The sequence below is a fragment of the Pseudomonas sp. KB_15 genome, assembly GCF_052114525.1.
GTDB lineage: Bacteria > Pseudomonadota > Gammaproteobacteria > Pseudomonadales > Pseudomonadaceae > Aquipseudomonas.
Map to the genome: position 1 here is coordinate 1 of NZ_JBFREX010000071.1, position 17,166 is coordinate 17,166.

Sequence of the window (17,166 nt, forward strand, 5' to 3'; positions counted from 1 at the left end):
CGTTAACGATGCCGCGTTAACGATGCCGCGTGTTTACTGACTAAACGCAGCGCTCTTGAGTCCATCGCGAGCAGGCTCGCTCCTACAGGGGGTGGTGAATCAGGAAATCAGGCCTTGCTTGCCTTCAGATAAGCACCGAGCCGCCGCCCCATTTCCTCACCCAGCGCCTGCAAGCCGCTCAGCGGTCGCACCATCACTTCGAACTCGACAATCTTGCCCTGTTCGTTGAAGCGGATCATGTCGATGCCCTTCAACTCTTTCTCGCCGACTCTGGCGCTGAATTCGAGAATCACGTTCAAGCCATCCGCCGTGGCCAACTCGCGGTGATAGGCAAAATCCTCGAACACGTTCACGACCGTATTGAGGATCATCGACACCACCGGCGCCCCTGGATACGGCGTGTGCGCCATCGGCGAACGGAACACCGCCTGCGAATCGAGCAATTCGGGCAAACCGCTCAAGTCGCGGTTGCCGAGCATCGCGTGCCACTGCTTCAGGGACGCTGCGACATTGGGGTTCAGGTTCAGCTCAGACATCTTCAACTCCTGTTTTTATTGTTGTGGTGCGAAAGCGTTGGTCGATAACCCTGGCGGCATCGTCGGCCCATTGACGGTAGAGCAGCGGCCCCGGATGAAAACCATCGCTGGCCATCAAGCCCGGTGCGGGTGCCAGCGGGGTTGTCAGCATCGTACATTGATCCACTCGTTCCGCCAGATCCGCCAAATGTGCATTGAAACGACGCGCCCTGAATCCCAGAAACCAGCGCAGCGGCTGGGGCAGGGCGGGGAACAGGTGCATCGGCGGAAGCGGCGACAGCACAACCTGCCTCACCGCGAATTTGTCGCACAACAGCGCCATCAAGCGCTGTTGCCGAGCCAGCCACTGATCAACCGCGAGTGTGCTGGTGACATCGTTGACGCCAATCGACAGCAGCGCCACATCGAACGGCTCGGGGGCATGCTGTTCGAGCAGCTCCAGCAGCCCTTGGGAATCCAGACCCGAGCGCGCCCAGAGTTTCCACGCCACCTGATAATCTTCAGCCAGGCGCTCGACCAGCCGACCGCTGAGGGCTTCGCCTTGAGTCGCCGCACCCACACCCGCAGCGGCGCTGTCGCCGACAATCAACAACCGCAGAACATCGCCGCTGCCGGCCTCGCCCTGGCGTTCACCTTCGGCCTCCGGCAACTTGGGCGTCACCCGTCGCGTGTACATGCCCTGCATCAGCAGCAACGGGCCGAGCAGGATTTTGGCGAGGGTTTCAATCCGGCTCATATGACGTTATCGCCACGCAATACACAGCTCCCCGGTCGCACGAATCATCGCCTGGTCATGCAGGTAATCCTTGGTCAGCGTGGAGCGTTCGGTGGCCAGCCATTGCGGGCAGTTCGGGTCTTTGCGGTAGGGCAGGAAATCGGCGTACTGCTGGAGCAGCAGGTTTTGCAGGTTGTCGAGTTTCGGCCGGATGTCGTTGTTGAGGTCCGGCCGCGGTGTGTCCGGCGCCTTGTGCGCCGCTTGCCATTGCGCGAGTCGGCCATATTGCACCAGTTTGCTGGCTTCGATCTGGGCGGCGATCAGGTTGGCAACGTCGTCGGGGTCGAGTTTGCGCTGGGTGGCTTGCATGCGGGCGTTGGCGATGACTTGCGCTTCCCGGGCGTTGTCCTGGACCGGTTTGCCGCTGTCCCACTTGGTCAGCGCCACCAGCTCACTGATGTACAAGCGCTCATTCATCGTCGCCAGCAAGGGTTGCAGGGCATCGGGTGCCGGGGGCGTCGTGCCGGCCTGGGCTGCGCCAGCGAACAAACCGAGCAGGGCGCAGGTCAGCCAGTGCGGCAGGCGTGGGGAACGGGGCATGGGCAGAACCTCCTTGGACGCAGAAATCACTCCGGCTGTGTATCACAAGTGCGGCCAGGGAACGATAGGTTGCGCAGGGTTCAGGCCAGCAACCGCTCAATCTGCGCCAGTTCCCAGGTGCTGAGTAAACTCACCGGGTCGGTGCCGAAGCGCTGCCCGTTGTCGAACGCATACTCGCGGCCATCGGGGCATTGGCCGTGCAGACAGTGGCGCAAGTGGCCGGCGTCGACGTCGAGCAACAGGCGCCAGCCGTCGATGTCGACCAGCACATGACCAGACTCGCCAGCGTCGTCGACTCGCTTGAACATGCGAATACCCTGGGCGGCATCGCGCAACGGCTGGTAAACCTCGCGGGCGGTGAGGGCGGGCACAGGTGTCTCCGGGGTGAAATCGGGGGGAGGCACAGGATAGATCATCAGCCTGCAAAAAAGCCCGGCTGATCGGGTAATGCCGATCAGTTAAAGGTTTGAACACTGCAATCCTTGTGGGAGCGAGCTTGCTCGCGATAGCGATGGGTCAGTCAACATTGATGTTGAACTTTAGGCCCTCATCGCGAGCAAGCTCGCTCCCACAGGTTACTCATCACTCGCCTATTTCCTGTTCAACGCCGCTTCCGCCGCGGCGATTTCAGCCTGGCGCTTGACGATCATGTCGCCCACCGGTGGCCCCTGGAAGCGCCGGGCTTCAAAACCGAACCAGACAATGGCCGTCAGGATCAGGAAACCGATGGTGATGTACAGCGCCCAATCGTTTGGTGGCTGGATGCCGATGACGAAAATGATCACCATCGCCAGGACCGAGAGGATGGCGAACACCGAATACCAGAATCGCCCCATGTTCCATGGCCCCATGGTCGGCCACTTCGACGTCCCATAGGTAAACAGCCCCAGCACGATGGGAATGGCGAAGGAAAAGAACAGGAAGATCACCGTGCAGGACACCACGATCGTGTAGACCGGCGTTGCCCCGACCGAGATCACCGACGAGCCCCAGTCGAACAACACGGCAAGGGTGGCACCGGTCCAGATCGCCGCCACCGGGCTGCGAAAGGTCGGCGAGACGGAGGCCAGGGCTTTGGAACAGGGCAGGCCACCGTCCCGGGAGAACGCGAATATCATCCGTGAAACCGAGGTGACGGTGGCCAGCCCGCAGAGCACCTGCGAGATGAAGATCGCCACGTAAAGCACCAGTTTCAGTGTTGGGTTGACCTGGGTGTTCATGGCCCAGAAAAACACGTTCCAGCCTTGTTTGGCCGCCTCGTCCATGCTCGGCAGCATCAGCACGAACGCGCTGAGCATCAGCCAGCCGAACAGCAACGACCAGACCACCGACATGACCATGCCGCGCGGCACCGACATGGCCGCATTGCGGGTTTCCTCGGAGGTATGCGCGGAGGCGTCATAGCCGGTGATGGTGTAGATCGGCAGCAGCAGGCCGAGCATGAACACCCAGCCGTTGGAGACCTGTGGCCAGACGCTGCCACCCGCCTCGCCGGAATAGTTGCCGAAGGTCCACAACCGCGCGAATTCATAGCTGGGTGCCGATATCAGGCAGACGATGGTCAGTGCCAGCGCCGTGGCGAAGATCAGGTAACCKGAGAAGTCGGTGAGTTTGGCCGTCAGGCCGATGCCCAAGTGGTTACACAAGGCCTGCAGGCCGGTGAGGATCGCCAGGAAAATCACCCGGACCGTGGTCGTGTCCTCCATGCCCAGTGCCGGTCCGAAGGCGCCGAAAAAGAAGTAATAGGTGCCGACGTTGATCGCGCCCAGCACCGTGACCAGCCCCAGCAGGTTGAACCACGCGGTCAGCCAGCCGGTGAAGCGGTTACCTAGGATCGAGCCCCAGTGGTACAGGCCGCCGGCGGTAGGGTAGGCCGAGGAAATCTGCGCCATGGCCATGGCGAATACCCCGGAGATCAGGCAGCCGATCGGCCAGCCGATCCCGATGGATATGCCACCCGCGCCCGAGGTGCCTTGGGCCAGTGAGTTGATGCCACCGGAGAGGATGCAGATGATCGAAAAGGAAATGGCGAAGTTGGAGAAAACCCCCATTCGTCGTGAGAGTTGCTGGGCGTAGCCCATGCTGTGCAGCACCTTGACGTCATCGTCGTGTGTGTCGGTGCCGGGCTGGCTTGCTGGGTTCATGATGTGTGCCCTTTGTCAGGTTTTGGACAGGCCGAACTGAGCCGCCGTAGGCTCGACCTTGGTTTTCTGTAGGAGCGAGCTCGCTCGCGATGGGTTAGAGGATGACGCGGGGTGTCAGGCTCTCCGCGTCATCGTTGACGTTCATCGCGAGCAGGCTCGCTCCTACAGACGGCCGTGAAGTGCCGCGTCGAAAATCCTGGCCACGCCGTCCCGGGTCAATGGCAGCGGGTTGCCGCCGGCAGAAGGGTCGACAATCGCCATGTCGGCGATCAGGTCGGCCTGCCGGTCATCCACGCCCAGTTCAACCAGCGTATGGGGCACGCCGATGTCCTTGCGCAGCTTGAGGACGAAGGCCATGAAACTGTCGAACCCCGGCGAGGGCAGGCGCAGGTACGCCGCCAGGCGGGTGATGCGTTCCTCGATGGCGGTGCGATTGAATTTCAGGACATAGGGCATGAAGGTGGCGTTGGTCATGCCGTGATGGGTGTCGTAAAGCGCACCCACCGGATGCGAGAGCGCATGCATCCCGCCCAGGCCTTTCTGGAATGCCGTGGCGCCCATTGCCGCCGCCGCGAGCATTTGCGCGCGCGCCTCAAGGTCCGACGGCGTGTGTACCGCTTTCACCAGAGCGTTGGCCACCAGGCGCATGCCTTCCACGGCAATGCCGTCGGCCAAGGGATGAAAACCGGGGGCGCAGTACGCTTCCAGGCAATGCGATAACGCGTCCATGCCAGTGCCGGCGGTGACCTTGGCGGGCATGCCGACGGTGAGGGCCGGGTCACTGATGACCACTCGCGGCATCATTTTCGGGTGGAAGATGATGCGTTTGGTGTGGGTGCGTTCGTCGATGATCACCGCCGCGCGACCGACTTCGGAACCGGTTCCCGCCGTGGTCGGCACCGCAATGACCGGGGCGATGCGGCTGTCGTCGGCGCGGGTCCAGTAGTCGCCGATGTCTTCGAAGTCCCAGACCGGGCGGGTCTGGCCGCTCATGAAGGCAATCAGCTTACCCATGTCCAGGCCACTGCCGCCGCCGAAAGCGATCACGCCGTCGTGCCGGCCGGCGCGCCAGGCGTCGAGCCCGCCGGCCAGGTTGGCTTCCACCGGATTGGGCTTGAGATCACAGAACAGCGCCACGCCCAGACCGGCGGCGCGCAATGCTTCGAGTGCCGCCGTGGTGATCGGCGCGCGGGCCAGGCCGCTGTCGGTCACCAGCAAGGGGCGCTGGATACCCTGGCTGCGACAGACCTCGGCCAGTTCGGCGATGCGCCCGACACCGAAACGAACGCTCGTGGGGTAGTTCCAGTTTCCTGTCAGGCTCATGGTCTACACCTCGTGACGCAGATGAAAGGATTTGGCGCGGGTCAGGTGCTCGTAGCCCAGTGGCGACAGGGTGACGCCGCGCCCGCTGTTCTTCACTCCGGTCCAGGCCAGTGCCGGATCCAGGTAATCGCAGCGGTTCATGAACACGGTGCCGGTGGCGATCTCGTTGCCCAGGCGTTCGGCCGCTGCGAGGTCCTGGGTCCAGATGGACGCGCTGAGCCCGAACTCACTGTCGTTCATCAAGGCAATGGCCTCATCATCGCTGGCCACCGGCATGATGCCGACCACCGGGCCAAAGCTTTCGTCGCGCATGACCGACATTTGATGGCTGACATCGATCAGGACCTGCGGCGCGAGGTAGGCGCTGCCCGGCACGTCGGCGGTAAATGCCTGCGGATCGATCAGCGCCGTCGCTCCCTGGGCCAGCGCCTCGGCGATCTGGCCACGAACGAAAAATGCGGCCCCCGGTGTCACCAGCGGACCGAGGGTGGTTGCTTCGTCCAGCGGGTTGCCCAGCACGTACTGGCGGGTCAGTTCAGCGAAGCGCTCGACAAACACCGGGTAGATTTTCTGGTCGACGTAGATGCGTTCCACGGCGCAGCAGCTCTGCCCGGAATTGAAGAAACTGCCGTCCACCAGGCTTTCCACCGCATGCTCGAGGTTGGCGTCAGCCCGCACGTAGGCCGGATCCTTGCCGCCGAGCTCCAGGCCCACGCCGAGGAAGCGTCCCATGGCGGCGCTTTCCATGGCCTTGCCGGCATCGACTGAACCGGTGAAGTTGACCTGCTGTACCCGGCCCGAATCAATGATCGCGGCGGTCTGCCGATGATCGAGCAGCAGGTTGTGGAACAGGCCGTCCGGCAGACTGGCGCGGCGCATGGCCTCGGCGAAACGCTCACCCACCAGCAGGGTTTGCGACGCATGCTTGAGGATCACGCTGTTGCCGGCCATCAGCGCCGGGATGATCGTGTTCACCGCCGTCAAATAGGGGTAGTTCCACGGCGCGACCACCAGCACCGTGCCTAGCGGCTCGCGTTTGATGTAGCGTCGAAAACCCGCCACAGGCTCGGGCTCTACCGCCGCCAGGGCTTGCGGCGCGATGGCGATCATGTGCCGGGCACGTTCGGCAAAACCGCGCAGTTCGCCGGCGCCATAACGCACCGGGCGGCCCATCTGCCAGGCCAGTTCCGGCACGATGTCTGCCTGCATCGACAACATCGCGTCCACTGCAGCGCTGCAAAATGCTGCGCGTTCGCTCAGTGAGCGGCGTTGCCATGACGCCTGTGCGCTGGCAGCGGCGGTCAGCGCCTGTTCGACCTGCGCCGCATCGGCCATCTCTCGTTCGACGTACACCCGGCCATCGACCGGGGAGATCAATTGCACCTTCGCAGTCATGATGTTCTCAATAGCGCTCGAAACCGCGCTGCAATTCCCAGTCGGTGATTCGCCGGTCGTACTCTTTCTGTTCCCACTCGGCGGTGTGTACGTAGTGGTCGACCACCTCATCGCCGAACGCTTCGCGCAACATGCTGGAGGCCTTGAGTGCGGCGCTCGCATCGCGCAGTGTCTTGGACACTTCCGGCAAGTGCTCATCCAGGTAGGCGTCACCTTCGAACGGCGGCGCAAGATCGAGCTTCTCGTCGATACCGGCCAGGCCCGCGGCGATCAAGGCGGCGAAGGCCAGATAGGGGTTGAGGTCGGCGCCGCCGATGCGGCATTCGATGCGGATGGCTTTGCTGCCTTCGGCACACAAGCGAAAGCCGGCGGTGCGATTGTCGCGGCTCCATACCGCCCGCGTCGGCGCAAAAGTGCCGACCTGGAAGCGCTTGTAGGAATTGATGTAGGGCGCGAGAAAACAGGTGATGTCGTTGGCGTACTTGAGTTGCCCTGCGACCCAGGCACGCATCAGTTTCGACATGCCGAACTCGGCTTTCGCGTCGAAGAACAGCGGCTTTTTGGCGTTCTTGTCCCACAACGAATTATGGATGTGACTGCTGGACCCGGCAGCGTCGTAGCGCCACTTGGCCATGAACGTGATCGCCTTGCCCTGCAACTGCGCGATCTCTTTGCAGGCGTGCTTGATGATGACGTGGTGGTCGGCCATGGTCAGGGCATCGGCATAGCGGATATTGATCTCTTCCTGGCCCGGGCCCCACTCACCCTTGGAGTTTTCCACGGGAATGCCCGATGCCTGCAAATGCTTGCGAATCGCCCGCAGCACCGGCTCTTCGCGGGTGGTCTGCAGGATGTTGTAATCCTCGATGTAATGGCCGGCGGTTTTCGGTTTGTGATAGTTGCGCTGGTGGATCGCCTCGTAACTCTCATCGAACAGGTAGAACTCGAGTTCCGAGGCAAACATGCCGGTATAGCCGCGCTCACGCAGGCGCTCGACCTGTTTTTTCAGAATCGCCCGCGGGCTGTGGGGAAGGTCTTTGCGATGGTGATGATCGAGCACATCGCACAGCACCAGCGCCGTGCATTCAAGCCACGGCACGCGCCGCAGGGTGGACATGTCGGGCTTGAGCACGAAATCGCCGTAGCCCTTGCTCCAACTGGCCGCGGCGTAACCCGGCACGGGCTCCATGTCGATGTCGTCGGCCAGCAGGTAATTGCAGCAGTGGGTTTCTTCGTGGCCGCTGTCGATGAAAAACTCGACCTGGAACCGCTTGCCGACCAGGCGTCCCTGCATGTCGATCATGCAGACCAGCACGGTATCGATTTCGCCGGAAGCGGCAGCACGCTTGAGATCGTCAAAACTGAGTAGAGGCTCGGTCATCACGGCAATCCTGCGCAAATTGTTTGGGCCTTTCTGGAATAGCTGTTGCAGACGCTCTCCAGAAAAATCCAAAAACTGCAGCCGCGAGCATCGTGGGCAATTAGCTGCACTAAGCTTAGCCTACTGTCGATTTTCGCAAGTTTTCGGTGATTGAAGTTTGCCCAGTCGGGGTCAACATGGCCGTGGAAGGCCCAACGAAGCAGGCCGGTACAGGCTCGCGGGGAAATGAAAATGGCGAAGAAGAGAGCAAACAAAACCTACCAGAACCTCAAACAGCACTACCCGGATTACCTGGATACAGTTGAGGCCTTGGGCACGGCCGTGCGTCACGCCGGGCCGCTGGACGAGCAAGTTGTTCAACTGATTCAGCTCGGCGCCGCAGCGGCGATCCATTCCGAGGGCGCCGTGCACAGCCATACCCGCCGGGCGCTGGAGGCGGGTGCAACGCCGGAGCAGATCCGTCACACCCTGATCGCGTTGACCAGCACCATCGGTTTCCCGACCGTCGTGGCGGCGATTAGTTGGGCGGAGGATGTGATGGGGGAGGGAGCGGCACGTTGAGTGAACGGAACCGCGGTTGAATTCATCGCGTGCTGCGATAGTCGTCAGGGAGAGGACTTGCCACGCTGAACAAACGGTGGATAGAGCTCTTGCGCCGCTGGACCACGCAGCGGCCCCGAAATAGGGACCGCTGCACAGCTCGACTAAACAAACCCACTCACCACAGCAGACGGCATCTACGCAGGCGGATCAATCTGATCCAGCACCCGATTCGCGGTGATCTCGGCCAGCATCACGCTGTTGGAAATCCCCAGCAGAGCATTGCGCGAGCCACCGTCCAGATGATCGACCAACTGATGGACCATCACATCGACGCAGGCCAGCGTTTCGCACAAGTAAACCACCAGGGTTTCGGTCGTGGCTTTCGGGTCGACGATAAACAGGGTGCCTGCGTGAAAGGTTTGGGGCTGTCTGAGATAGCTGTTGCAGACGCTCTCCAGAAAAACCCAAAACCTGCAGAACCGAGCATCATGAGCAACGAGTTGATCAAAGCTTAGCCTACCTTGTAGGAGCGAGCCTGCTCGCGATGGTCGTTAACGATTACGCGTAATTACTGGCTAAACGCGGCGCTCTTGCGGCCATCGCGAGCAGGCTCGCTCCTACAAGGTCAAGGGTGGTCGGCTTTACTCCGGCAATCCCGCCAGCCGCAGTCCATCGGCGAAACGGGCGAGGTCCTCAGGCCGTTGAATGGGCAGCCAGTCCTTGAGGATGCCGAGGTGCAAAGAGGGATCCAGCGCTTGCAGGCGTTGCATCGCCCACGTCGCTTTATCCATTCGACCGTCGAGCGCATGACTGGCCGCCACCAGTGCCGCGGCGACCAGCAGGCTGGGCAGGTTGCCCAGTGCCTTTTCCGCCCAGTCTGCGGCGGCATTGAAGTGCCCGGCGAAGAAATGCGCGAGCGCCATCCCGACCTGCATCCTGAACATTTCCGGGTCCAGCGGACTCAAGCGCACGGCATGGTTCAAATGCTCGATGGCGGCGTCTGTTTCACCGTGCAGCGCCCGCAGGATACCGCCCAGAAACCAGGCGGGGGCGAGGTTGGGATTGAGCAGGCGCGCCCTGTCGAGCAGTGCGATGCCGGCGTCGACTTCGCCGGCGAGATGAGCCAGCGCATGTCCGCCCCGGGTCAACGCGACAGCATCATCGCGACCGAGGGTCACTGCCAGACGCGCCAGCCGTATGCCCTCGGCGATTTCTGCAGGTCGATCGCTCATCCAGCCATTGAGCTTGCGCCAGAAGTGGCACCAGGCGGCCATGCCATAGGCCGAGGCAAACTCCGCATCGAGTTCGATGGCCTGGTAGAACATCGGCAGCGCCTGCTCGATGGCTTCCCGGCTGCCGCTGTGCAGTTTTGCCATGCCACGCAGGTAGTAGTCATAGGCGTCCAGGCTTTCCGTCGGCTTGCGTTTGGCGCGTTCGATTTCCGCCCGCTCCAGTTGTGGCGCGATCGCGCCGACGACGCTTTCGGTGACTTGGTCTTGCAGCTCGAAGATGTCGTCGAGCAGGCCTTCGAAGCGCTCCGCCCAGATGTGCGTCCCGCTCGTCGCATCGATCAGTTGCCCGGTAATGCGCAGCTTGTTCCCGCTCTTGCGCACGCTGCCTTCGAGCACGTAGCGAACGCCCAACTCCTGGCCGACGCCCATGGCGTCCACCGCCCGGCCCTTGTAGGTGAAGCTCGAATTGCGCGCGATGACGAACAGCCAGCGAATACGCGACAGGGCGGCGATGATGTCCTCCACGACGCCGTCGGCGAAGTATTCCTGCTCCGGATCGCCGCTCAGGTTCTGGAAGGGCAGGACGGTGATCGAGGGTTTGTCCGGCAGGACGAGCGCAGGGGAAGGAATTGGCTTCGGGGCAGCGGTCGAGCGCTCGTCGATGTCAGGCTGTCGAGCTTCCCCGTTCGTGTCGCCGTTGATCCGGCCGACGAAGCGGTAGCCCTTGCGGGCGACAGTGCGCACCAGGCGTTGCTCCTCCCCGGTATCACCGATGGCCTTGCGTACCGCATTGATGTGGCTGGTGATCGTCGATTCCGAAACGATCCGGCCGCCCCACACCGACTTGAGCAACTCGTCCTTGCTGAGGACTCGATCGGGGTTGTTGACGAACAGCAGCAACAGGTCGAAGACCTGCGGTCCGACGGCCACGACCTGCCCGCGCAAGGTCAGCTCCCGGCGCTCCTGATCGAGCACGTAATCTTCAAACGCGAATGGCAAGTTGAGCATCCCCTGGCGAAGCGCCCTCAACGCCGTGTCCCAGGCGGCTGGCGGTTGGTAACTGGGGAAGATGATACGGCAGCTCGACACCCGCTGCACCGTCAGCGACAAGGGTGGCTGGAGGAACTTCATCAGCTTTGGACATAAATCCAAGCGCTCGCCAAGGCAAACCCAAGCCCGGCGCAAGGACTTGCCTCACGCGTGCAGGCAATCTCTCCCTACACCGACGCAATCGTTGCAGTCGACAAGTGGAGAAAAGCCATGAAGATCGTCGTCATCGGAGGCTCCGGCCTCATTGGATCGAAACTTGTGAATACCCTCCGCGAGCGCGGCCATGACGCGCTTGCCGCCAGCCCCAGCACGGGCGTGAACAGCATCACCCGCGAAGGCCTGGCCGAAGCGATGGATGGTGCTGATGTGGTTGTCGACGTGGCGAACGCGCCGTCGTGGGAGGACCAGGCCGTTCTCGATTTCTTTGAAACGTCGAGCCGTAACCTGCTGGCCGCCGAAGCCGCCGCCGGGGTTCGTCATCACGTTGCCCTGTCGATTGTCGGGAGCGAACGGCTTCCCGATACCGGTTATTTTCGGGCCAAGGTCGCGCAGGAGGCCCTTATCAAGGCATCCGGCATGCCTTACACCATTGTGCGTGCCACGCAGTTCTCCGAGTTTGCCGGCGGCATTGTCCAGTCGTTCACCGTCGGCGATGAAATTCATGCTTCGCCTGCGCTGATCCAGCCGATTGCGTCCGACGACGTGGTGGCGGCGCTGGCCGATGTCGTGCTGGCAGCAGCGGTCAATGGCACGGTTGAAGTTGGCGGCCCGGAAACCATGCCGATCGACGAACTGGCCAGGCGCTATCTGCGGGCGACCCAGGACAACCGCAAGGTCGTGCCAGATGTACATGCACGTTACTTCGGCGCCGTGCTCGACGATCAATCGCTGGTCACCGGCAAGAACGCACGCCTGGGGGCGATCCGCTTCGACGACTGGCTGGCCCGGTCGACGGCGCAGTAACGAATCGCACCCTCACATATCCCTACGAATCCAGGAGAAATCCCATGGTTACCCGATTGCTGATGGCCGCTGTCTTCGCCGTGCTCTCGATCAGCGCCGCATCGGCCGCCGAGCCGCCCCCCGGCAAGGTGACGGTGGTGTTCGACCGTCCCATTCCCAACATCCCTGGCAAGAGCATGAGGGGCGTGGTCGTCGAGTATGGGCCGGGTGCCGCATCGCCGGCCCATACCCATCCGAAAACGGCCTTTATCTATGCAACGGTCCTTGAAGGCTCGTTTCGCATCCAGGTCAAAGGTCAGCCGGAAAAGATCTACAAGGTCGGCGAAAACTTCGTAGAGGAGCCGGGTTCCGTGCATCTGGTCAGCGCCAACGCCAGCGATACCCAACCTGCACGCCTGTTGGCGGTGTTCGTCCTCGACACCGACGAAAAGGTGCTCGTTACACCGATCAAACAGTGAGCCGATCAACGCGCTCATGAAGGTTCGACAGCCGGGCGGCAGACCCTGTCGCCCAGTGGCTGCTTTAGTTCTTGGCACTGAACAGGAAATGAAAAAATGAACTCGCTCCTGGACAAGTCCGCCATTGCCACCAGCGCAAGTACCGGAACGCCTGAGGTCGTGGTGCGGAGCAGCAAGCGCAAGACCATCGGCCTGTTGCTGTGCGTCGGTGCCTTGATAGTCGTGGCGGTTTGGGGGGGCATGGCGTTTTCGAATGGCGTGACCTCGACCGACAACGCGTATGTCCGCGGGGACGTCACCTCGCTGGCCGCCAAGGTCGCCGGCTATGTCACGGCGGTCGAGGTCGGGGACAACCAGGCCGTGCACGCGGGGGATGTGCTTTTTCGTATCGATGACCGCGACTATCGCGCCAAACTTGCGCAAGCCGAGGCCAATGTCAGCGCCGCCCAGGCGCGCCTGACCCATGTCGATGCGCAGATCCAGCTTCAGCATGCGCTGATCAGGCAGGCCGAAGCACAAAGGCGCTCGGCCACCGCCGACATGAGCCTGGCGGCCAAGACCCATGACCGCAGCCGCAAGCTGATCGTCAGCAACGCGGTGAGCCAGGCCCTGGTCGATGAAACCGGCACGGCGCAATCCAGAGCCGCGGCTTCGGTATCGGCCGCTTCGGCAACGGTCGAGGCGCAACAACAACGCATCACGGTGTTTGTGGCCGAGCGCGAGGCTGCCGTGGCCGCCGTGACGCAAGCACAGGCCGCGCGAGATCTCGCCCGGATCGATCTTGAGCACACCGTGGTACATGCACCGGTGGATGGTGTGGTCGGTAACCGTCAGGTTCGCCTCGGCCGCTTCGTCACGCCGGGCGTTTCCCTGCTCGATATCGTGCCGGTCAACGATGTGTGGGTCGTGGCGAATTTCAAGGAAACCCAGCTCGAACATATTCGCCCCGGCCAGCACGTGCGCGTCACGGTCGATGGCTACCCCGACGCGGCACTCGATGGCGTGGTCGACAGCTTTGCTCCGGGCAGTGGCTCGGCGTTCAGCCTGCTGCCGCCCGACAACGCCACCGGGAACTTTGTGCGTGTGGTGCAGCGCGTTCCGGTGAAGATCCGCCTGGCTGACAATCCGCTACCGGGGCGCATCGTGCCGGGGCTGTCCGCGCGGGTAGAGGTTGCGCAAGGGGCCGGCTCATGAGTAGCGCCAGACCGACGACCGGCGTGCTGCTCATCGCGGGCATCGTCCTGGCCACGTTGACCGAAGCGATCGCCAGCACCGTGCTGGCCCTCGGCCGCGCCGACATCATCGGCGACACCTATGCCACGCCTGATGAATTCGCGTGGCTGGATGTCGGCTACATCGCGCTCAAGCTGATCGGGTTCATGATCGCCCCTTGGCTGATGCAGAGGTTTTCTGCGCGCAACGTGATCATCGGCGCAACCCTGGTCATGGGCATGGCGTGCTGCGTGGCTGCCGTTACCGCCTGGCTGGAGCTGCTGATCGCATTGCGCATCCTGCAAGGCTTCGCTGGCGGTACTTTGCTGGTAGCAGGCCAGGCGATCATATTTCGCGGCTATCCGCGCGCCCTTCAGCCGATTCTGCAAGCCCTGTTCGCCATGGCGGCCGTGGTCGCGTCTGCGACCCTCGCACCGGCCCTGCAAGGGTGGTTGATCGACAGCCAGTCCTGGACCTGGATTTTCTTCAGCGTGGTGCCGCTGGCCCTGGCGGCGATCGGCCTCTTGCTCATCGCCGACCACCCCATGCCCGCCAGGGTCCGGCAACGTTCGTTTGACTGGCTCGGCTGTTCACTGATCGCTGCCATGTTGTTCTGTTTCACCTACGTGCTCAGCCAGGGCAGCCGCTGGGACTGGTTCGAGGAACCGCGCATCCTGTTGCTGACGGTGATCGGCGTCGCCGCGCTGCTGGCCTTTCTCGGCCAACAGGTTTTGGCCAACGGCCAGGGGCTGCTCGACTTCAGCCTGTTCAAATCAAGCGACTTCACCTTTGCCTTTATCGTCAGTTTCGTCGCTGGTGCCGCCTTGTTCGGCAGCGCGTACCTGATCCCGGCGTTCGCCCTGTCGGTACTCGCGTTCACGCCGACCGATGCCGGCCTGCTCCTGTTGCCCAGTGGCGGTTTTTTTGTCGGCTCGCTGCTCATTGCTGCCTGGTTATTCAAAGTCCGCCGTGTGCCGCCGGTGGCTACCGTGCCCTTGGGCATCCTGCTGATCATGGCGGCGATGTGGATGCTGTCCGGCTCCACCAGCGAAAGCGGCAGCGATGACATGATGGCGGCCATCCTGTTGCGCGGCCTGGGCCTTGGCTTCCTGTTCCTGTCGATCACGCTGATTGCTTTCACCCACCTCAACAGCCGCAACCTGGCCAGCGGCATCGGCCTGTTCAATACAGGGCGCCAGTTGGGTGGTTTGATGGGCGTCGCGGGGCTGCAGACCTTGATCGACCATCAGGTTGTCAGCAATAGCGTGGTCCTCGGCGCCAACGTCACTCCGGGCGGGCACGCGCTCATCGAGCGGCTGACGACCGTAACCGCGATGCTGGCAGGGAAGGGCATGGACCAGGTGGCCGCTGGCCGGGCAGCCACGAGCCTGCTGGGCAAAGCTGTGTCAGGTCAGGCCACAGTGATTGCCTTCGATACGGCGTTCTTCGCCGTGGCCCTGCTGTTCGTCTTTGCCGCGCCCATCCTGGTCGGCATCAAGATTGGCCTCTCGCGATACGCGAAAGTGCATGAACCACGGACGAATTGATGACCCGCACGAAAAAGCCCGGCTGTTGAGGCCGGGCTTTTCGTTGAGTGTTGCGGTAAAGCACTGCATTCAGACGGCGCGGCTTTCGATCAGACGGTCGGAACCGCCTTCGGCAACGCGGTTTTGCAGCAGCTTGTCGGAACCGCCTTCAGCGACGCGGTTTTGCAGCAGCTTGTCGGAACCGCCTTCAGCGACGCGGTTTTGCAGCAGYTTGTCGGAACCGCCTTCGGCAACGCGGTTTTGCAGCAGTTTGTCGGAGCCACCTTCGGCGACGCGTTTTTCCAGCAGGCGATCCGAACCACCTTCGGCCACTCGATTCTCGATCAGACGATCGGAACCACCCTCAGCTACACGGCTTTCAATCAGACGATCCGAGCCGCCTTCCGCGACCACAGGTTGAGCGGAGGTAGCGGCAAAAGCGTTAACGGCGAAAACCGAGAAAACGATGCTGAGAAGGGTTTGGCGTTTCATGATGGTGTGCTCCGGGGTGTAATGGGTTGGTATGGAGCAGATGTTACGCCGGGGATTTTTTAAGAGAACTTCATTGAATCAATGGTGACTATCGACGCAGTCAATGGATTGAACACTGCGTGTGCGGCGAGGGGACTTTCTGTGGCGAGGGGGCTTGCCCCCGTTGGGCTGCGCAGCAGCCCTTTTTTGGGGCCGCTTCGCGACCCAACGGGGGCAAGCCCCCTCGCCACAGGTTTTCATGCGCCTATCAACGGGGTTCAAGCCTCGCTGATCTGGCTGACACTGGTGATCTGCCCATTCCAGACCATCTCGTAATGCGCCGCTTGAATGATTGAGGACACGGGCCTTGGCGTCATCAACGCCCAGCAGTGACTGCCCGGCATCCGCACCGAGTGATAACGCAGGCCAGGACATTGGGCCTTCCTGACATCCCGACCGAGGCGGCGGGAATCGGTGTAGTCGTCCGGCGCATACACCGGATCGGTCAGCGGCAAGGCGGTGGCGTCCTTCATCCCGCCATCGCCAAAGGCGCAGGTCAACCCTCGAAACACAAACCGCTCATAGTTCAGGCTCGGCACTTTCGACCAATACAGGCCCTGGTGATGCCGCACCTCGGCCAGTGCCGCTTCCATTGAATCCGCCAGGTACAACACCCCAAAACTGCCGTCACTGAAGCGCGAGCCCGCCGGGTTGACGTGGGTAAACGGCGCTATCGCGTAGGAGCAACCCGCAATCCCGAACGGGATCTCGCTGCGTGCAATCAACTCCAGCTGACCCACCTCATTCTTCAACCGCGGATTGGTCAGCGCCTGAATCTCGAACAACACCTCAAACTCATCTGCATCCGCCACATCATCAAACAACGCAATCGGCGGAAACTTCGAATTGACCAGGCGATAAGCCTGCAACGACTGACCGGCAAACGCGGCCAGCTCACTCGCCATCACCATTGCGCACCCCGCAGCATGTCGATGCGGCGGAAGGTTTCATACAGCGAAATCATGTCGCCCTGCGCCATGATCTCCAGCGGCGAACGCCCGTTGAAAAACTCGTTGTTATTGGCCATCGACGCAAAACCGTAGACGTTCTCCGGGTTATCGAACACCAGCCGCAACGTTGCATGAATGTTCAGTACAAAACTGATGCGCTGCATCTGGTCCGCATCCAGCGCCACGGCCCAGTCCGGGTCATGCTGCCGCGCACGGGTGTAGGTACTGCGGGAGATGCGCAGGATGCGGCAGGCCTGATCGCTGGTGGCTTTCCACTTTTCCAGAATGCTCACAGCGGCGCGCAGGCCGGTGACGCATTGGTTTTTGCTGAAGGATTGGGCTTGGGCGGGGACGGCCATGTTCGTGTGCTCGATGTGAATCTGTAGACTCAAATTTAGATATATTGAATCTATAGAGCAATATCGGTGCGACCAGTGGAATGGATGCGGACGAAAAAAAGGCGTCTGCAAGGCTAATACCGACCAGTTAAGCCACAACGCAATCCGTAGCAGCTGGCGTAGCCTGCGTCCGGCTGCGCAGCAGTCGCAAAATCAGAGTTCGCGGTACGTCAGAGAGATCATGAAAGCCGGATTTACGACTGCTGCGC

The 17,166-nt window shown here is 61.9% G+C and carries 17 protein-coding genes and 1 pseudogene; 5 read left to right on the forward strand and 13 right to left on the reverse strand.

The features are described from left to right. Positions 1-107: 107 nt before the first annotated feature. From AB4Z35_RS28645 to AB4Z35_RS28680, 8 genes are all read right to left on the reverse strand, one after another. Positions 108-536, reverse strand: a complete 429-nt coding sequence (locus AB4Z35_RS28645; RefSeq protein WP_442100932.1) for a nuclear transport factor 2 family protein — start codon at positions 534-536, stop codon at positions 108-110. Next, positions 529-1,272, reverse strand: coding sequence for an SGNH/GDSL hydrolase family protein (locus tag AB4Z35_RS28650; protein ID WP_442100934.1), 744 nt, complete (start codon positions 1,270-1,272; stop codon positions 529-531). Before AB4Z35_RS28650 ends, AB4Z35_RS28645 begins: the two co-directional genes overlap by 8 nt. A 6-nt stretch (positions 1,273-1,278) precedes the next feature. Beyond that, positions 1,279-1,851 (reverse strand): chorismate mutase, encoded by a 573-nt coding sequence (locus AB4Z35_RS28655; protein WP_442100936.1) that lies wholly within the window; start codon positions 1,849-1,851, stop codon positions 1,279-1,281. A gap of 80 nt (positions 1,852-1,931) precedes the next feature. Further along, positions 1,932-2,222 (reverse strand): DUF7693 family protein, encoded by a 291-nt coding sequence (locus AB4Z35_RS28660; RefSeq protein ID WP_442100938.1) that lies wholly within the window; start codon positions 2,220-2,222, stop codon positions 1,932-1,934. Between the two features lie 219 nt (positions 2,223-2,441). Then, entirely contained in the window at positions 2,442-3,995 is a 1,554-nt protein-coding gene (locus AB4Z35_RS28665) for an amino acid permease (protein WP_442100940.1), read from the reverse strand. 162 nt (positions 3,996-4,157) lie between these two features. Beyond that, entirely contained in the window at positions 4,158-5,318 is a 1,161-nt protein-coding gene (locus AB4Z35_RS28670; protein ID WP_442100942.1) for an iron-containing alcohol dehydrogenase, read from the reverse strand. Between the two features lie 3 nt (positions 5,319-5,321). Beyond that, positions 5,322-6,713 (reverse strand): aldehyde dehydrogenase family protein, encoded by a 1,392-nt coding sequence (locus AB4Z35_RS28675; protein ID WP_442100944.1) that lies wholly within the window; start codon positions 6,711-6,713, stop codon positions 5,322-5,324. 7 nt (positions 6,714-6,720) lie between these two features. Beyond that, complete coding sequence (locus AB4Z35_RS28680; RefSeq protein WP_442100946.1) at positions 6,721-8,094, reverse strand: glutamine synthetase family protein; 1,374 nt, start codon at positions 8,092-8,094, stop codon at positions 6,721-6,723. 231 nt (positions 8,095-8,325) lie between these two features. Between AB4Z35_RS28680 and AB4Z35_RS28685 the strand changes: the two genes are divergently transcribed. After that, the gene (locus AB4Z35_RS28685; RefSeq protein ID WP_007996946.1) at positions 8,326-8,655 is read left to right on the forward strand and encodes a carboxymuconolactone decarboxylase family protein; all 330 of its coding nucleotides are present in this window, start codon (positions 8,326-8,328) and stop codon (positions 8,653-8,655) included. Positions 8,656-8,831: 176 nt separating this feature from the next. On the opposite strand, the pseudogene AB4Z35_RS28690 reads toward AB4Z35_RS28685, so the two are convergent. Both AB4Z35_RS28690 and AB4Z35_RS28695 read right to left on the reverse strand, forming a co-directional pair. Beyond that, positions 8,832-9,041: pseudogene (locus AB4Z35_RS28690) on the reverse strand (DUF6124 family protein); the annotation flags it as partial. A gap of 237 nt (positions 9,042-9,278) precedes the next feature. Next, complete coding sequence (locus AB4Z35_RS28695) at positions 9,279-10,868, reverse strand: winged helix-turn-helix domain-containing tetratricopeptide repeat protein (protein ID WP_442100963.1); 1,590 nt, start codon at positions 10,866-10,868, stop codon at positions 9,279-9,281. A gap of 261 nt (positions 10,869-11,129) precedes the next feature. Between AB4Z35_RS28695 and AB4Z35_RS28700 the strand changes: the two genes are divergently transcribed. The 4 genes from AB4Z35_RS28700 to AB4Z35_RS28715 all read left to right on the forward strand — a co-directional run bounded on the left by AB4Z35_RS28700 (position 11,130) and on the right by AB4Z35_RS28715 (position 15,099). Next, the gene (locus AB4Z35_RS28700) at positions 11,130-11,882 is read left to right on the forward strand and encodes an SDR family oxidoreductase (protein WP_442100949.1); all 753 of its coding nucleotides are present in this window, start codon (positions 11,130-11,132) and stop codon (positions 11,880-11,882) included. 44 nt (positions 11,883-11,926) lie between these two features. Further along, positions 11,927-12,340, forward strand: coding sequence for a cupin domain-containing protein (locus AB4Z35_RS28705; protein WP_442100951.1), 414 nt, complete (start codon positions 11,927-11,929; stop codon positions 12,338-12,340). A 96-nt stretch (positions 12,341-12,436) separates the two neighbouring features. Further along, positions 12,437-13,534 (forward strand): HlyD family secretion protein, encoded by a 1,098-nt coding sequence (locus tag AB4Z35_RS28710; protein ID WP_442100953.1) that lies wholly within the window; start codon positions 12,437-12,439, stop codon positions 13,532-13,534. Then, positions 13,531-15,099, forward strand: a complete 1,569-nt coding sequence (locus AB4Z35_RS28715; RefSeq protein ID WP_442100955.1) for a DHA2 family efflux MFS transporter permease subunit — start codon at positions 13,531-13,533, stop codon at positions 15,097-15,099. The genes AB4Z35_RS28710 and AB4Z35_RS28715 overlap by 4 nt, the downstream gene beginning before the upstream one ends. Positions 15,100-15,168: 69 nt before the next feature. On the opposite strand, the gene AB4Z35_RS28720 is transcribed toward AB4Z35_RS28715, so the two are convergent. The 3 genes from AB4Z35_RS28720 to AB4Z35_RS28730 all read right to left on the reverse strand — a co-directional run bounded on the left by AB4Z35_RS28720 (position 15,169) and on the right by AB4Z35_RS28730 (position 16,918). Further along, positions 15,169-15,570 (reverse strand): hypothetical protein, encoded by a 402-nt coding sequence (locus AB4Z35_RS28720; protein WP_442100957.1) that lies wholly within the window; start codon positions 15,568-15,570, stop codon positions 15,169-15,171. A 257-nt stretch (positions 15,571-15,827) separates the two neighbouring features. Then, positions 15,828-16,520 carry an RES family NAD+ phosphorylase gene (locus AB4Z35_RS28725; protein WP_442100959.1) on the reverse strand — a complete coding sequence of 231 codons (693 nt, stop codon included), beginning with the start codon at positions 16,518-16,520 and terminating at the stop codon, positions 15,828-15,830. Then, positions 16,514-16,918, reverse strand: a complete 405-nt coding sequence (locus tag AB4Z35_RS28730; protein WP_442100961.1) for an antitoxin Xre-like helix-turn-helix domain-containing protein — start codon at positions 16,916-16,918, stop codon at positions 16,514-16,516. Before AB4Z35_RS28730 ends, AB4Z35_RS28725 begins: the two co-directional genes overlap by 7 nt. Between the last annotated feature and the right edge of the window lie 248 nt (positions 16,919-17,166).

Bases quoted from the DNA above. Each gene is read 5' to 3' on its own strand.
- AB4Z35_RS28710 (WP_442100953.1), top strand. From the start codon at position 12,437: ATGAACTCGCTCCTGGACAAGTCCGCCATTGCCACCAGCGCAAGTACC.
- AB4Z35_RS28700 (WP_442100949.1), top strand. From the start codon at position 11,130: ATGAAGATCGTCGTCATCGGAGGCTCCGGCCTCATTGGATCGAAACTT.
- AB4Z35_RS28670 (WP_442100942.1), bottom strand. From the start codon at position 5,318: ATGAGCCTGACAGGAAACTGGAACTACCCCACGAGCGTTCGTTTCGGT.
- AB4Z35_RS28675 (WP_442100944.1), bottom strand. From the start codon at position 6,713: ATGACTGCGAAGGTGCAATTGATCTCCCCGGTCGATGGCCGGGTGTAC.
- AB4Z35_RS28650 (WP_442100934.1), bottom strand. From the start codon at position 1,272: ATGAGCCGGATTGAAACCCTCGCCAAAATCCTGCTCGGCCCGTTGCTG.
- AB4Z35_RS28685 (WP_007996946.1), top strand. From the start codon at position 8,326: ATGGCGAAGAAGAGAGCAAACAAAACCTACCAGAACCTCAAACAGCAC.
- AB4Z35_RS28715 (WP_442100955.1), top strand. From the start codon at position 13,531: ATGAGTAGCGCCAGACCGACGACCGGCGTGCTGCTCATCGCGGGCATC.
- AB4Z35_RS28730 (WP_442100961.1), bottom strand. From the start codon at position 16,918: ATGGCCGTCCCCGCCCAAGCCCAATCCTTCAGCAAAAACCAATGCGTC.
- AB4Z35_RS28705 (WP_442100951.1), top strand. From the start codon at position 11,927: ATGGTTACCCGATTGCTGATGGCCGCTGTCTTCGCCGTGCTCTCGATC.
- AB4Z35_RS28655 (WP_442100936.1), bottom strand. From the start codon at position 1,851: ATGCCCCGTTCCCCACGCCTGCCGCACTGGCTGACCTGCGCCCTGCTC.
- AB4Z35_RS28725 (WP_442100959.1), bottom strand. From the start codon at position 16,520: ATGGTGATGGCGAGTGAGCTGGCCGCGTTTGCCGGTCAGTCGTTGCAG.
- AB4Z35_RS28645 (WP_442100932.1), bottom strand. From the start codon at position 536: ATGTCTGAGCTGAACCTGAACCCCAATGTCGCAGCGTCCCTGAAGCAG.
- AB4Z35_RS28680 (WP_442100946.1), bottom strand. From the start codon at position 8,094: ATGACCGAGCCTCTACTCAGTTTTGACGATCTCAAGCGTGCTGCCGCT.